14 protein-coding genes are annotated in these 15,000 nt (G+C 38.8%); 6 read left to right on the top strand and 8 right to left on the bottom strand.

The genetic code is table 11. The features are described 5' to 3' along the window. Window positions 1–14 precede the first annotated feature (14 nt). A complete protein-coding gene (locus NSP_RS20935; RefSeq protein ID WP_006198551.1) occupies window positions 15–374 on the bottom strand; it encodes a VOC family protein in 360 nt (119 codons plus the stop codon). 575 nt (window positions 375–949) lie between these two features. On the opposite strand from NSP_RS20935, the gene NSP_RS20930 reads away from it, so the two are divergent. From NSP_RS20930 to NSP_RS20915, 4 genes are all read left to right on the top strand, one after another. Next, window positions 950–1,429: a DUF4383 domain-containing protein gene (locus NSP_RS20930; protein ID WP_042202919.1), complete on the top strand. Its 480-nt coding sequence runs from the start codon at window positions 950–952 to the stop codon at window positions 1,427–1,429. A gap of 259 nt (window positions 1,430–1,688) precedes the next feature. After that, window positions 1,689–1,868, top strand: a complete 180-nt coding sequence (locus NSP_RS20925) for a hypothetical protein (RefSeq protein WP_006198549.1) — start codon at window positions 1,689–1,691, stop codon at window positions 1,866–1,868. 45 nt (window positions 1,869–1,913) lie between these two features. Further along, on the top strand, window positions 1,914–2,144 hold the full coding sequence (locus tag NSP_RS20920) for a hypothetical protein (protein ID WP_006198548.1): 231 nt from the start codon (window positions 1,914–1,916) through the stop codon (window positions 2,142–2,144). 279 nt (window positions 2,145–2,423) lie between these two features. After that, window positions 2,424–3,140, top strand: a complete 717-nt coding sequence (locus NSP_RS20915; protein ID WP_006198547.1) for a rhomboid family intramembrane serine protease — start codon at window positions 2,424–2,426, stop codon at window positions 3,138–3,140. A 247-nt stretch (window positions 3,141–3,387) separates the two neighbouring features. Here the strand turns inward: NSP_RS20915 and NSP_RS20910 are convergent, their stop codons facing one another. The 5 genes from NSP_RS20910 to NSP_RS20890 form a co-directional block, all read right to left on the bottom strand. Continuing rightward, window positions 3,388–4,800 (bottom strand): M48 family metalloprotease, encoded by a 1,413-nt coding sequence (locus NSP_RS20910; RefSeq protein WP_006198545.1) that lies wholly within the window; start codon window positions 4,798–4,800, stop codon window positions 3,388–3,390. 113 nt (window positions 4,801–4,913) lie between these two features. Next, the gene (locus tag NSP_RS20905) at window positions 4,914–7,079 is read right to left on the bottom strand and encodes a VWD domain-containing protein (protein WP_231859502.1); all 2,166 of its coding nucleotides are present in this window, start codon (window positions 7,077–7,079) and stop codon (window positions 4,914–4,916) included. A 145-nt stretch (window positions 7,080–7,224) separates the two neighbouring features. Continuing rightward, the gene (locus NSP_RS20900; RefSeq protein ID WP_006198543.1) at window positions 7,225–7,431 is read right to left on the bottom strand and encodes a hypothetical protein; all 207 of its coding nucleotides are present in this window, start codon (window positions 7,429–7,431) and stop codon (window positions 7,225–7,227) included. 37 nt (window positions 7,432–7,468) lie between these two features. Continuing rightward, complete coding sequence (locus tag NSP_RS20895) at window positions 7,469–8,302, bottom strand: hypothetical protein (RefSeq protein WP_144360582.1); 834 nt, start codon at window positions 8,300–8,302, stop codon at window positions 7,469–7,471. A 137-nt stretch (window positions 8,303–8,439) separates the two neighbouring features. Continuing rightward, window positions 8,440–8,898: a hypothetical protein gene (locus tag NSP_RS20890; RefSeq protein WP_006198964.1), complete on the bottom strand. Its 459-nt coding sequence runs from the start codon at window positions 8,896–8,898 to the stop codon at window positions 8,440–8,442. Window positions 8,899–8,913: 15 nt separating this feature from the next. On the opposite strand from NSP_RS20890, the gene NSP_RS20885 reads away from it, so the two are divergent. Together NSP_RS20885 and NSP_RS20880 are read left to right on the top strand one after the other, a co-directional pair. Beyond that, window positions 8,914–9,705, top strand: a complete 792-nt coding sequence (locus NSP_RS20885; RefSeq protein WP_006198963.1) for a tetratricopeptide repeat protein — start codon at window positions 8,914–8,916, stop codon at window positions 9,703–9,705. Between the two features lie 586 nt (window positions 9,706–10,291). Beyond that, entirely contained in the window at window positions 10,292–10,963 is a 672-nt protein-coding gene (locus tag NSP_RS20880; protein WP_006198962.1) for a rhomboid family intramembrane serine protease, read from the top strand. 133 nt (window positions 10,964–11,096) lie between these two features. On the opposite strand, the gene NSP_RS20875 is transcribed toward NSP_RS20880, so the two are convergent. Both NSP_RS20875 and NSP_RS20870 read right to left on the bottom strand, forming a co-directional pair. Beyond that, on the bottom strand, window positions 11,097–13,238 hold the full coding sequence (locus tag NSP_RS20875; protein WP_006198961.1) for a GumC family protein: 2,142 nt from the start codon (window positions 13,236–13,238) through the stop codon (window positions 11,097–11,099). 107 nt (window positions 13,239–13,345) lie between these two features. Next, window positions 13,346–14,863 (bottom strand): polysaccharide biosynthesis/export family protein, encoded by a 1,518-nt coding sequence (locus NSP_RS20870; RefSeq protein WP_006198960.1) that lies wholly within the window; start codon window positions 14,861–14,863, stop codon window positions 13,346–13,348. Window positions 14,864–15,000: the final 137 nt, after the last annotated feature.

Raw genomic sequence — 15,000 nt, 5'->3', positions numbered from 1 at the left:
ACCCAAATTCCACATCACTGCTGACTTAGTTCAATAATATTCCCATCCGGGTCTTGAGTGAAGAGAGCGGCGCGACCAGAAGCACTCATTTGAATGGGATAATTGTGATCGAGTAACTCTTGTTTAGCAACATCCAAATCAGCAACCGAAAAAGCGATATGAGGATTACGTCCCCATTTTGCATCAGGGTTATCTGTAGGGACAGTAGATGCAACTATCAAGTGAATTTGATAATTACCCACTTGATACCATGCACCAGCATACTTCAAAGAACGGTCTATTTTAGACAATCCCAATACTTTCCCATAAAAATTTGCGGATTTTTCTAAGTCAGTCACGAGTATCGCCGTATGGAGAGACTGAATAATCTGCATTGTATAGCTGCTCAGTAGGTTAATTTAATTAAATAGCATTTCCTAGTCTACTATCAACCATATTATCTGTGTAGCCTACGGCAAGCCGCTAACGCGTCTATATCTGTGGTCGAATAATTCTTGTAGTACCTATTGATTAGGCAATAGCTATAAAATGCTCAAGATATATAGACGTAAAAAATCTAATATCTAGATATCACATTTACCTAATTATATTTCATAACTTTAAAAAAAGTAACTTTAAACTCAGGCATTTTCACCTCTTAATCCTACCTTGCGATAGAGTTACACCCCAGAAAATTGAGTTGAATAGAAAGTATTATGTCTCGCTAACAAACTGACTAGAGATAACCCGTTGTTATTTGTTTAATCAATGAGTTGCAGCGACATTTCAGCTAGCAGCTAAGTAGGTAAGCATGAATAAACCAAACTATGTTAAGACTCGTAAACAGGGACCAAACCCTTACTAATGACCAATGACAAATGACCAATGACGACCCTAGCTAGTTAACTTTATTTCCGCCGACCTACTTAGTATTTCATGAAGATTTCACATACCAGAGGTAAAAATGAATATAGAAAACGTCAACAGAGCAAGAATGACCGAGCGTTACTGCGCTTTGAGCATCGGTGTTATTTATTTGCTATTAGGTTTAGCTGGATTTATCCCAGCTTTAGTTTCATTACCAGGAACAAGCGCACCTTATATCCCGGCTGATGTAGCTCCTAACGCTTATGCTGCGGGATTTGGTTTGATATTTGGAGTAATTCCCACTAATTTCTTGCATAACCTGGTACGTTGTGCTGTGGGATTTTGGGGAATTGCTTCCTACAACAATGCTAACAGCGCTCGCATCTTCAATCGTGTTTTTGCAGTTGTTTATGCCGTACTAGCAATTATGGGATTTTTACCCTTTGCTAAGTCATTTTTTGGCTTAATGCCTATTTTTGGAAATAATGTTTGGCTGAATGCTCTAGCCGCCATTGCTGCTGGATATTACGGTATTGTCATGCCAGCAAAAATTATGGGTGTGAATGTATCCCAAAATGTCTAAAGGAAAATAAGTAAAAATACGGGAAAATGAATTGATCATTTATCCGGTTGAATGCTCCAGAATGGTTATAGGGCTTCTGGAGCGTTTTTCTGGGGAATAATTGGGAACATAGAAATCAACGATTTATCTGTTTGTAAGTATTTCCGCAAATGCGCTGATATTTTGATATGTGGTCTTCATAAATCCCGCATAAATACGGTTACGCTAATTTGTCCTTCTGAGTAAAACTGCATTTATCGAGTTTATTAGGGTTCATTTTATGAACGACCCTGCAAATACTGTGATTCGAGTTAATTGGAACCGAGCCAAAGAAATTTCTCTTGAGTGGGAGCGAGCCTCACTCACTGAAATCAGTGCTTATTGTGGGGAAATTTTGCAAGAAATCGGATGTTCTAATGCTGAAATTCCTATTAACTTACAGACTCGTGAACAGCGCTAAATTTTATCGGCGGCTTTGCATATTTTGCTTTTGGGGAGGTACAAAATGTCTAAAGTATTCATTGAAAATGCCTTGAATGAACCAGAATGGGAAGAAGAAACTGCTTTTCCGGCAACAGATAAAGAATTGTTGTTTTTAACCCAAAAACTTGCAGAATTGGAGATTCCCATCAAGGTTTTCTTGCAAGCTGTATCTATAGCTGCTTATGACTGTTTCTCAGCTTTTCGCTACGCTGATCAATATTTGAGCCTTGCTCAGAATCAGCACAAACATTAAGATTTAATTTTGTTAAGGGCTTGATATGATTTTGAATAGCATCGCTTTACCCTTCTACGCTAACTGTCAGAAGGGCTTGTTTTTTGGCAACCATGACAAATTTAAACCACAGGTAGAAGAAAATACTGACAATATTCAGTAATGTGAGGCTAGTGACTCGAAGATCAGGAAAATACCAGTGGTTCCAATTAAAGATAATAATCCTATAGGACTTACGCAATAACTCTCTGCAACCCTCTTTCCTTCGTGTCCTTCGCGTTCTTTGTGGTTCGTTTTTTCATGATTTTGCGTAAGTCCTGTCCTACACAAATCACGCCTTATGTAACTTATGGACTGATTACAGCCAATGTTTTGGCTTTTCTTTATGAAGCCAGTCTTCCTCCCCAAGCATTAAATGAGTTCTTTCATCTGGCGGCTGTAATTCCCCAAGAACTCACCTTAAGTTTTTCTGGAATCTCTGTCAATCAGGCTGTACCAAAATGGGCAACTTTGATTACTGCACAATTTTTGCATGGGGGTTTCTTACATCTAGGGGGCAATATGCTGTTTCTCTGGGTGTTTGGGAATAATATTGAAGAAAAGTTAGGACGTGCTAAATATTTACTGTTTTATTTATCTTGCGGTGTTTTGGCATCTTTGGCACAATGGTTCTTCGCTCAAGATTCTACCATTCCTTCTTTAGGAGCAAGTGGTGCGATCGCTGGCGTGATGGGAGCATATATTCTGCGGTTTCCCCAAGTGGAAATTCTCGGTGTCGTACCTTTAGGATTTTTCTTCCCCTCTTTCCGCGTTCCCGCATACTTCTTTTTGGGATTTTGGTTTATCCAACAAGCTTTTTACGGAATAGCCAGTCTAGAAGCACCCACAAATATTGGTATGGAAAGCGGCGGTATTGCCTATTGGGCCCATGCAGCAGGTTTTGTATTTGGGGCAGTTCTTGGACCTCTGCTGGGTTTATTTAACGACAAATCCCATGAAGAATCTCTATCTGGGTAGAGTTTGCAAGTAAATGAAGTATAAACATAAATGATACAAATCGTGTAGTGCGGGCATACTTCGACTACCCTCAGTACAAGTCTTGCCCGCTACGCATATACCTTATTTAGGAGAAATTCCCTGTAATTTACGAGTTGATAGGCAGTAAGTAACCAAGAAGCTGGTTTCATGGGAGAAGAGGAAATAAAGTTAACCACGCTCAATAAGTGCAAAGTAGTTTCAATTTTTGCATAACTTAAGATATCTATCATCCTTCAAGGATTTTCCTCAGTTTTTGTTTGATTTCTGTATGTGTTTTTACACCTTCAAACGCGTAGCGATTGTAACCATTACCCTTAATAATTTCTTCCAGATAGCGAATTCTTGCATCAGAGGTTGGGTGAGTGCGGAGGTAAACGGGAATCTTTTGTCCTTTTTCCTGCTGTTTCATAGTGACAAAGAAGTTGCGTAAACCATCAGCCGCATAACCAGCAGCAGATAAGACACGAGTACCAATAATATCGGACTGAGCTTCGTTTTCACGGCTATAGTCCAAGATTGCTAAAGTAGAAATGAGATTGCCAAAAGGAATAATCTGTCCTACATTGGCCACTAAATTGGTATTAGTTATCCTTTGAAATCCGTGAGATAATACTGCGTGACCAATTTCATGTCCTAATAGTCCTGCCAATTCCGCTTCTGAATTAGCAGCCATAATTGCCCCAGTGTTGACAAATACCTTACCACCAGGTAAAGCAAAGGCATTAATACTATCATCTTTGACAACATTAAATTCATATTCAAAATCTTTTCGCCCCATCAAGTTGGCAATATCATTACCCAGACGGCTAACATATTCCACAATAGTCGGGTCTTCTATTAAAGTTAGTCGTTGCTTATAAGCAGCCGCAACTTGCGCCCCCATCCCAGATTCACCTTGAAGCATTAAAGGAGCGAGTCGTACAGCTTGGTTAGTTGCATCACCAGTCAAAACACCAATTGTTGCACCAAGAATTCCCTGCAAAATTATTTGTTCATTGAGCTTGCTACGAAAGCGTTGAAAATTCTTATCAGCAATATTGGCAAAGTCAGCTGCTTCTGGACTGTTGGGATAAACAATAGCAAATTGACGGGCAGTAATAGAAGCTTCTAAATATTGTTCAGCTTCTTCCTGTGCTTTGATTAAAGCTTTATTTAGTTCTACAGATTCAGGAAAAGTTGCTACTCCCTTCTCTAGGATAGGAATTACATCTTTTTCGTTACCGTACTTTTTAGAAGCTTCAGCGTAAAGTGCATAAGCAGGAACAAATTCCGGCTGTTTTTCTAGGAGCATTTTGAGGGGGACGAAGATTTTACTGGTGAGTCCCTGTTGCATTCCTTCAGTGGCATTACGCCAATATACTCGACCAGCACCAGAAAGTTGTTCTGGGTCAGTAATCGGTTTATCAATACTACTGACTGAAGCTTTTTCATTGGCAAAAGGGGGTTTAACTTGGCGGTAAAGTTTTTCTGCTGCGGCAATATTTTCTGCTAGGTAAAGTTCGTCTGCTTGAGCCAAAATTTCCAAGCGGTTGGCAGTTTTAGGATTTTGGGCGGAAGAAATTATTGGTAGTAATAGGTTGAGGCTGAGAAATAGAAATGTTCCACAACCTACCCATAACAATTTGCGGATTTTTTTCACTGAGAACTCCTTGGATGTTTACTAATTTGAAAAATAGGAAAAATGTGATCAAATCAATTCCTGAGCAAATATGGCTTGCGTCACGCTACGCTATCAGATAAGATATATGCTCTTTAAAATGGCAAGCCGGGAATTTTGCGAATAATGTCAGGAATGGGATTTTTAAAACCAGGAATAACGGTTTTAACTATGTCCAGGATGTTAGACACTTTAGCCGCATGGGCAGCAAATTCACTAAAGCCTGTAAAACCAACATCAAAGATACAACCTTCTAATAAATTGGCATCTACTCCAGAATTAAGGCATTGTGATCTAGCATTTTCTAGTTGTGTAGGAGATAGCATATCTAGGGTAAGGTAGGCATCAGGAAAGGCTTTATCTGTAAAGGTTGCTGTTGATTTACCTTGTGGATAATCAAATAAAGATTCTTGCTGACTAACTCGCCAATTGTTACCAAAGTCTTTATTTAATTGGTCAAAGTACATTTTCTCTAATTGACCAAGGGGTAAACGAATAGGTGATATACGCCCAATCAATTGTTTAAGGTCTCCATAGGTTGATTTGGAAGGTAAGATATTGCCATTGCGGAAGCGTAGGTCATCATTGGCTTTACCGTTAACATTTCCCAATAAACCTACCATTTGATTAGCTTGAGATTCAAAGACAGAGGGGAAAACATCCATGTATTTAAACTGTCCACGGCTATAAATTGTGACTGTAACTTTCTCACCCGTAGGCCATTCGACTACATAGTTACTGTCATTTTGTTGACGTATAATACCGCCTCCTCGTAAGGATAGGGAATTACCTTCTACAACTGTTGGTTTGCCATTAATTCGTAAGGGTGTATTGGTGTTTGAGTCGGGAAAGTCTTTGGAATAAAAAGCAACACGATTTCTGCCAATTTTCATGGCGACTGCACTGTTGAGGGAGAGAGATTTATTGACAGGAGATTGACGAGTTTGGACTTCAAAAACTCCATCGGTTGATTTGGCCAGGACAAATTCGCCGACTGTTTGGAAGCTGTATCTATGTCCGTCGAAGGTGATGAGGTGAGGGTCGCCGTAACTTGTGCCTTTTACTTCTTTCCCTCTTCTTTGTTCTGGCTCTTTGGCTGATGGTTCTGGTTCTTTAGCAATTGGCTGTGGTTGTTTTTGATTGTTGATACATGGACTATTTCGCAGTTTATTGATTCTGTTTATTAAGTCTTCCTTCCATAAATCTAGTTCACGCAACATAGACAACATTGCTTCTGGACTAGGTTTTTTTCCTTGTACAATAATTGGACCAATATCACTATCCTTATTGTTGTATAACTCTTTATTTATAATCCAATAAATTTGGTCAGCAGCTGATTGACGTTCTCGGCTAATTGCATTAATAGCACTTTCCGTGAACATAAGATTTTCTACCTGGGTTGTAATTTCATTGTTAACTGCGTTTATTCTTGATTGATACTTTTGATAAATACGGTATTGGGCTGGACTCAGAGAAGTGTTACCTAATTGATCTGCTAGACACGTTAGGCTAACAGTATCATATAATTTAATTCCTAGCCATACATAGGGATTTCTAGCAAGTATAGTGCCAATTGTTCCTGTAATTTTTTGTTCAACCGCAAACTGAAGTAAAGGATTATCTGTATAACCAGGAACAGTATTACCAATATATTTAAACGTAGGAATAATATCACCCCAATCAGGAATTTTGTCACAAGCCTTACTAATTAATGCTTGATATTTTTGGTATATTGATGGTTCTGAAGTCCAATCTATTGTGCGAAGGCGTTGAGTTTCCTTTAGATAATCTTTATAGCCAGCACCAGGAACATTTTCGTGTAATTCACGCAGTTGCGCTTCCGCATTAACTAATCTAGTAGATATATCTTCTAGTTGATTTGTGATTCTAGTATAATCGTAATTATGGAAAGCAAGTTTTGCTTCTAAATTTTTATATTTTTCTTGAGTTTTTTCTAAAAGATTTAATGATTTATTCAAACTTTTGTACTGAGCATTAACTTCTTGACAATCTTCTTCTTTTACTGGTTTTTCCTGTTGATTATTACCTGTACCAGACTGACGATTCTGTTGACGAACACGAGGAATTTGTGCAATTTCTGAAAACCCATCTAATTGCAAGTTATAAATTTGCTCATCTCTCCCTCCTCTATTCTCCTCAACCTTAGTTATAGAGTTAGTATTTAATGGTGATAAAGCGGCATTTGCTTTACTACTATCATTTAAGAAAGCATAGCTAGTAGGTGAATTTACATTAATCAATCCACATAATAAGATTGAAATAATCTTTCTCAACCATGTTTCGTTTATCGTAGTTACAAAAGTAGTAAAAGCAATTATTAAAAAGCGAATAAAACGCATAAATTACACCATTTTTATTAATAAAAATTGAATGATTATTGCTGTATTAAGGATAAAGATCTAGGTTTTGACAAACTATAGCTTTGGTACTAATTGCTTCAAACTTCCTTGTCTTCAGATTAGCACGCCAAGCTTTTTGAATTTGCCTTAAATCTTGGGAATTTTGAAGTTTAGCGATCACAATTATTCCCGGATCACCAACACCATATAGTATTAAAAACACGCTCAAATTGAATATTATTTTGCTTTTCATTTATTGCCTCTATGATCATTATATTTACAGGTTGATTTTAGTTTCTATGTTTAAATTCTTCGGATTCTTCAAAAAACGAAAAAGTTTTATTGGATTTTAAACATCGCTGCATTTCTTTACTATTTGTATTTCCGCCACCTCTGTCAATTTCAATGCTAGAAAGTCCCATAAAATCACCATAATGAATTGCATCTGATGTCAATTGCATTAAATAAAATGGTTCTGGTGACTGACCTTTTTTCTTAACAGATTCCAGTTTATAAAAACTTAGGTATTTGGGGTCACGAATGACAGAAGCAACTGTTCTACCATAGCGACTCATACCTTCATAACAAATACGATTTCCTTTGATAGCAATTTGAATGCCAATTGAGCCACGAAAATAAAATCCGGGTTTTAGTGGTTGAGAAGAACCAGTATCAAAAAGACGACAAACAATTAAATTTCCTTCTTTTAACGGGTTAGATTCGCTATGTCTAATAACTTTATCAGTGTTATCTGTTTTTATCAATTTACCACTTCTATAGTAACGGTCTTGTTGAATTTGCAGTAAATTTATATCATTACAGTTGACGATAACTTCACTTTCTAGCAATTTTCTTTTTGCTAGATTTTCTTCAGACTCTATATACTCTCCTACAAAATCTGCTGGTGTAATTAATCTGAGATATTTATATTTGCTATTTCCTAATTTTGTAACTCTTCCTAAATCAACATAGGAAAATATAGCTTGGGAATTAAATTGACTTTCATTGACGAAATCTGCTCGTGCAAAAGGACTAGCATTAGCTACATTTATGGAAGTAGCAAAGGTAAGACCTGTAATTAGATATTGTAATAAAAGAGATATTTTTTGCATTGAATTACTCATATTTTTATAACTTATGTTAGTGATTAACAACTTCAAAACTTGATTTTAAATACAATAGCTTTCTTCCAATTTTATCTTTATACTGTTTAATATTATTTTAATGTCATGCCAATTGGGTATTTTATTATTTTAATTAATTATGGTCTCAAACTCCGATATGAACCATGAATTTGCTGAATAATTGGAACTGCTATAGGGGTATGACTAGGAAAGTATAAGCTAGAAATTACCATCGTTTCATTAGTATGATGAATTAAAGTTTCAATTTCATACCTACCATCGGTTTTACTATCGTATGCACGCCATATTCTATACGCTTCTCTTCCGCCGATGGTCGTATATCCTTTTCTCATAATCTTTGGCGCGAGAGGATGATTAGAAGTTTTAGTAGATTCTCGAATCATTTGATAAAAAGGAACTGAAACAGGATAGATTGTTGTATAAACCAATTTAATAATTTCGCTATTCCATTGACTAGAAACATATATTTTCTTGTCATAAATTTCAATTGGTTTTACATTCCTCGGTTCTTTTCCTAGCTCATATACATTGACATACCAACCTTTTGGATAACGTATTGAATATTCATTTGGCATTAAAAAAGTATCAAAATGGGTAATTTAGATCCTGTTACTGAACTAGCTTATTTATGTGGATTGGGTAATGTTTATTATAACATGAGTCAATATTCTCATTGTTTCAAATGTTATCAAAAAGGCTTAGAAATAGCTACGGAAATAGGTGATGAACCCATGAAAGCTCAACTAATGAACAACTTGGGCAGCGTGTATTTAATGCAGAGTAATCATAGTACTGCCATTCAATTTTATGAACAAGGTTTAACAATTGCTCAGAAAATTGGCGATCGCAATCTGCAAAATATTGTGAATACAGGGTTAGGTCTAGCGTATATATATTTAGGACAATATAATAAAGCTCTAGCCTGCTATGAGAACGAATTGGTAAATGTGAGAGAAATTGGTACTCCTGAACAAGAATCTATAGTGTTAACCAATTTAGGACTTGTTTATATTTGTCTGGAAGATTATTTACAAGCACTAAATTACAATAGACAGGGTTTAGAAATTGCCCAAAAAATTGGCTACAAAACTCAAGAAGCCTGGGGAATGTGTAATATAGGCAAAACTTTGATGCGGATGAATCAGTATCAAGAAACAGAGGGGTATTTACAATCAGCCTTAAAAATTTTCAGAGAAATGGAATGTCGTCGAGCAGCATCGGAAGTCTTGGAAACTCTGTCAGAATTGTATCAAAGGATGAATCTTCTCATTTTGTCTTCTCAGTGCTACGAAGAAGCTGTAGCCATTACTCAAGAATTAGGTACTCCTTTGATCAATCCCACCAGCAAAAACAGGTTCTTGCGTCTCTCTTATGGTGATTGATGATTGATTATAACAAAACCCTTATGGGGCAACGGTTATAAAGAATCATGCCATGATTTTGAATGAAATTCATACGGAATAAGGATTTTAAACCCACATTCAGCAGGTATGTTTGAAATTTTTGGAATTATCTATAATCCAATGATCACAAGCTTTTCAGCCAATGAAGCTCAGTTCTATATTACAGCGATCGCTGCTCCACCTAACGGCAAATCAAGCTTATTGATAATATTCTCAATAAATTAATTGGTTTGAGATTAAATTCTTTGAACACCTCCATAGATCACAAAAAACGTTAAATGCCTATCTTAATAGGGTTTTAGCTGTTTTATGAAATTATTTTTTTGAGAAAACAACCTGCTCTTAAGAATATTTTGAGTATATTTACTCATACTGAATGTGGGTTTAAAGATTTTGAAGCTGGTTTTCCAGAAAAAGTACCGAAGAACCCAAAAACCTAGCCCTAAAGAAGTTGTAATGTTTTTGTGTACCTATTTAAATTAAATGCAGGGTATTTTTTTGATTTTTTGGCATCCTTGGCAACACAGGCTATATTGCAATTAATCGATAATTAGGAAAAACACCTGTGTTTCCCCTCTATGATGAAAACCCGATCAGAATCACCCCGTATTTCACTTATGGGTTGATTGGTTTAAATATTGTAGTCTTTCTCCATGAAGTGAGTCTATCAAGTGAACAATTAGAGCAATTCTTTGGGATTTATGCGGTCATACCACGAGAGTTAACCACTAACTTTGCCCTAGAGTGGACTACTTTATTTACATCACAATTTTTACACGGTGGTTGGTGGCATCTGATCTCAAATATGGTGTTTCTCTGGGTCTTTGGTAATAATATTGAAGACCGGATGGGTCATTTCAAGTATTTGATTTTTTATCTAGCCTGCGGTGCTTTAGCTGGTTTGTGTCAGTGGTTTATTAGTATGGATTCCACTATACCTTCTTTAGGAGCTAGTGGTGCGATCGCTGGGATTCTGGGTGCATACGTTATTCGTTTCCCCCAATCGAAAATTTTCACCTTATTATTTTTGGGTTTTTTCGTCACCACAATCAGGATTCCAGCAATGATTCTGATAGGGCTGTTCGTGATCCAAAATGTGATATCCGGTCTTCTCAGCCTGGAAGCAGCTGCTAATATGACTGTGGAATCAGGCGGAGTTGCTTACTGGGCGCACATCGGCGGCTTTGCTTTTGGGCTAATTCTGGCTCCATTATTCGGGTTATTTCGGCGCGATTAATTGGGGATTTTGAATTTTTTGAGATGTGAACGTGAACCAGGGGACTGGTAGCGCACAGATGAGGGGGATAAGGCATAATTGCGCCTACTCCCTCATCTTTGTTATGGGAGCTTTTATTTTTTGTTCGTATTAGCTAGACAACTTCTGAAAGAACTCCGGCTTCTTCCTCTGGTGAGAAAGCTTGAGATGGGGAAACGATAATATCAGCACCGTTGACAATAACTCCCAACAAACCGAGTTCAGATTCAACTAATTGATCAATAGCTTCTCCTAACATATTTTCTTGTGTATGGTTGGGACGTGCTACTAAGACTATGCCATCGCTATAGGGTTGAATTAACAAAGCATCGTTGGATGAACTGAGGGGATTAGTATCTAAAATTACTAAATCAAAACGTTCCCTAACATCCTCCATGAGCCGTTTGATTTCGCTTGATTCGAGGATAGCAGAAGATTGACTTACAGGCCCAGGGCTGGGAATAATGTATAAATTTTCTACTTCAGGAACTAAGCGGATACATTCATTCAACCTGGCATAATAGCGCAGGGGTTCAACGGAGACATCGGTATCGGGGCTAACATTTAGGGATGAAGCATGAGAGGGCGATCGCAAATCTGTTTCGATAATCAAAGTTCTTTTACCAGCAAGGGCGGAGGCTATACCTAAGTTATAAGCAGTCACCGTCTTACCTTCTTGGCTGCTAGTGCTGGTAATCAACAGCATTTTGAACTTTTTACCACCAATCCGACGCAAATTGCTACGAACCTTTTCATAAAACTCCAAATAGGGAGAATCCGGCGAAAGTATTACAGGTAAGGCTGCTTCATCCAAATCATCCACAGGCATTAACGGCAATTCTCCCAGATTGGTGATTTCCCGTTGTCTGAGGCTGTCGCGGATATCCTCCTTGGTTTTGAAAGTGCCGTCGAGGGAACCCAACAAAAATATTACGCCACCGCCAACTAGCAATCCCAAGAAACTACCAACACCCAAAGTCAGAGGCACATTCTGAGGTTGACTGCTATCGCTGACAACGTTAGGTAATCTGGCAACTGTTAAGCTACTAACCGTTTCTGCTTCTGCGGTTTTAGAGTCGGTCAGCTTTGCCTGCATTTGGTCATAAATCGCTTTTTTCAGGGCTACTTCCTGTTGTAAACGCGATCGCTCTAGTTGCTTGTTGGGTATTTGAGAATAATCTTGCCGTAATCGTTCTTCTTCTCGAATTTGTTGAGCTAATTGCTGTTGGAGTGTTTCTCGTTGGGTTTCCAAACCCACCATCTGATTTGCTAGCTGTTGTCGAGCTGGATCTAAGTTGCTTTGGGCGCGGATACCCGAAACATCCCCTGGTAAGGGGGCTGCGGTACCGCCACCTCCTACCACCTCAGCAGCGCGTTGTTGCAGCAATTCTTCAATAGATTGTTTCTGACGCGCCAACTGAATCATTGTTGGGTTTTCTGGTCGTAAATCTTTACTGAGTAAAGTTATTTGAGATTCTACTTGATAAATTTGCGATCGCAAGTTAGAAAGAATCGGATCAGCACTCAAAGCCGAAGAAACATAGGCTTGTCCCACATTTAAACCTAACTTGTCTTGCAAACTGCCAATTTGGGCATCAATTCCGGCAATAGTTAGTTGAATTAACCGTTGCTGATTTTGGCTATTAGTTACCGCACCCAGCAAACTACCATTCTCAGCCGCCAATATTGCCGGACGTTCTCGGCGGTCGTACTGTTCAAGCTTCTGTTCTGCTGTTTGCAAATCTGATTTCGCCTGGGGTATGCGCTCATTAATTTTTTCAATAATTGCTTTTAATCGCCCAGTATTAATATCACCGCTCAGGCCAATCATCGCTCCCATTAATTCCTGCAATATCTGCCGCGCTTGCTTGGGGTCAGTATCCTGATATCTCAACTCAATAATGGTCGATAGAAGTTCACCCGTCCTACTTCTTTCCGGTAGAGTCAGGGCGACATTTGTCTGAATGGTTTCTGGTTTGACATTCACTTTCGTGGATACAGTTTGCAGAATTTGGTCTGATAGCAAAACTTGCTTACTCAGTTCTTGTCCTTGTTGTTGAATTTCCGTACCAGTTGCGGAGAACGAAACTGGCGGACGAGTATAGGCAAGCGCACCGTCTGCGATGTAGCTCGGTTGTGGTTCTGGCAGTATCGCCACCACAGTTGCTCCAGCGACAACTAAAGCAAAACTGGCTAATCCAATCCACTTATATTTATCAAAAGCAATAATATAACGCTTAACAATTGGTGAAGTCATGGCAAAGGCATATATAAACAGATTCGAGTTTAGTCAATTGTCAAAATTTATGAGTTATTATTCATTATTCCTGATGGAATGGCCATCAGATCCATAGATCAGCAATACTACCTTCTTGATCCATCGAATAAGTCAAAGAAGCGAATAAAGCTGCGAGCGTCGAAGAAAGGTCGGGTAATAGTACTAAACAGATTAGTAATTCGACCAATCAAATTCCGCCCCACAACAATCACATCATTATCTTGAAGTGGCACATTTTGTGAAGCATCACCAGCCAGGGCTTTTCTCGCATCTAGTTTCTGAGTCACAGCTTTACCTTGTTCGGCATCGAAACGAATCAAGGCAATGTCGCGGATGTTAGCACGATCTAGATTGATTCCTGCCAAAATATCAACAAAATTACTACCATTAGGCAGCGCTTGAGTGACAATTCCTGATGCCGTGTAGTTTAAAACCCGGACGCGAATTTGTGGTACAGCCAGGGTTGAACGAGCTACTAAATTGCGATCGTAACCATCATCAGTACCGACCTCTTGACGTGGGATAATGATCGCATCGCCATCTTGTAAACGTAAACTCGGCAGTGACCCGTCATTTTGCAATACTGCATACAAGTCAACAGTTTGTGAAATCACAGAACCATCCATCAATCTCCGACGGACTTTCACTTGCCGTAGGTCGGCGCTCATTGTAGAACCACCGGCGATGAACAGAGCATCAGCAACACGGGGTGTTGAAGAATTAACAGGATAAATCCCTGGTCGAAACACTTCACCACTAATGGTTACCTGAACTGGTCGTGGTCTTGCCAATGACACCACCAAATTCGGTTCCACCAAAATGTCTCTTAAACTCAAGCGAATTTTTTCTTGTGCCTCTTTCAAACTCAACCCTTCTACAGAAACTGTTCCTACTTGCGGAACCACTATATTGCCTTCTGGATCTACTTGGGCTTGAAAACTTGAATCTGGACGCTGCCCTGTTAAAGATAAAACTATTACAGGATTAATCACAAAACGATCCAGCGACACCCGAATTTTTTCTTGTGCTTCTTCTAAGGTTAAACCTTGTAGCGACACCGTGCCGATTAGTGGCACGATAATGTTGCCTTCTGGATTGATTGAGGATTGAAAACTCAAATTAGGGAAACGCTGAACTGCAACGCTAATCGTATCTCCCGTCCCTAAGCGATAGGGGCCAGGCGGGCGCTGAAACACAACACTAATTAAATCTCCAGGACCCAAAAGATAGGCGTTGAGTGGGGAAGACATTTCGTCATTCAAACCCTCAGCACCAGATGGAGGTGAAGGAGGTTGTAACAGTTGTGGGACCTCAACACCACCAAATGCAGGTGTTCGCCTAGTGTCGCCCTCGGAAGAAGGAGGTTGTAACAGTTGTGGGACCTCAACACCACCAGATGCCGGTGTTCGCCTAGTGTTGCCTTCGGAAGAAGGAGGTTGTAACAATTGTTGGACATCAACACCACCAGATGGGAGGGTGGGTAATTGCCCTGTGGATTTATCCGGATTTGATAACGTTTGGGCAACACCAGGTTGAACAGCAGTTGTCAATAAAATACTTACTTGAAAACTTAGAAAATATAGGGTGCTGAAAGATACACGCATATCACAAATCAAATTATGGTAAATCTGAAATCAAAGTAAGTCCCACCTATTGATGATTTTACTCTGAAAGTACTTTAAACCTGTAACAGTATAGTGCCACTTATAACTTTGTCATTGATGTTGCTGCACAAATCAAC

The sequence above is a fragment of the Nodularia spumigena CCY9414 genome (assembly GCF_000340565.2).
GTDB lineage: Bacteria > Cyanobacteriota > Cyanobacteriia > Cyanobacteriales > Nostocaceae > Nodularia > Nodularia spumigena.
Note: the sequence above shows the minus strand (reverse complement) of the source record. Positions and strands in the feature narration are given on the sequence as shown.

Coding starts and splice junctions, on each gene's coding strand:
- NSP_RS20935 (WP_006198551.1), bottom strand. CDS start 374: ATGCAGATTATTCAGTCTCTCCATACGGCGATACTCGTGACTGACTTA.
- NSP_RS20925 (WP_006198549.1), top strand. CDS start 1,689: ATGAACGACCCTGCAAATACTGTGATTCGAGTTAATTGGAACCGAGCC.
- NSP_RS20920 (WP_006198548.1), top strand. CDS start 1,914: ATGTCTAAAGTATTCATTGAAAATGCCTTGAATGAACCAGAATGGGAA.
- NSP_RS20915 (WP_006198547.1), top strand. CDS start 2,424: ATGATTTTGCGTAAGTCCTGTCCTACACAAATCACGCCTTATGTAACT.
- NSP_RS20900 (WP_006198543.1), bottom strand. CDS start 7,431: ATGAAAAGCAAAATAATATTCAATTTGAGCGTGTTTTTAATACTATAT.
- NSP_RS20895 (WP_144360582.1), bottom strand. CDS start 8,302: ATGAGTAATTCAATGCAAAAAATATCTCTTTTATTACAATATCTAATT.
- NSP_RS20890 (WP_006198964.1), bottom strand. CDS start 8,898: ATGCCAAATGAATATTCAATACGTTATCCAAAAGGTTGGTATGTCAAT.
- NSP_RS20885 (WP_006198963.1), top strand. CDS start 8,914: ATGGGTAATTTAGATCCTGTTACTGAACTAGCTTATTTATGTGGATTG.
- NSP_RS20875 (WP_006198961.1), bottom strand. CDS start 13,238: ATGACTTCACCAATTGTTAAGCGTTATATTATTGCTTTTGATAAATAT.
- NSP_RS20870 (WP_006198960.1), bottom strand. CDS start 14,863: ATGCGTGTATCTTTCAGCACCCTATATTTTCTAAGTTTTCAAGTAAGT.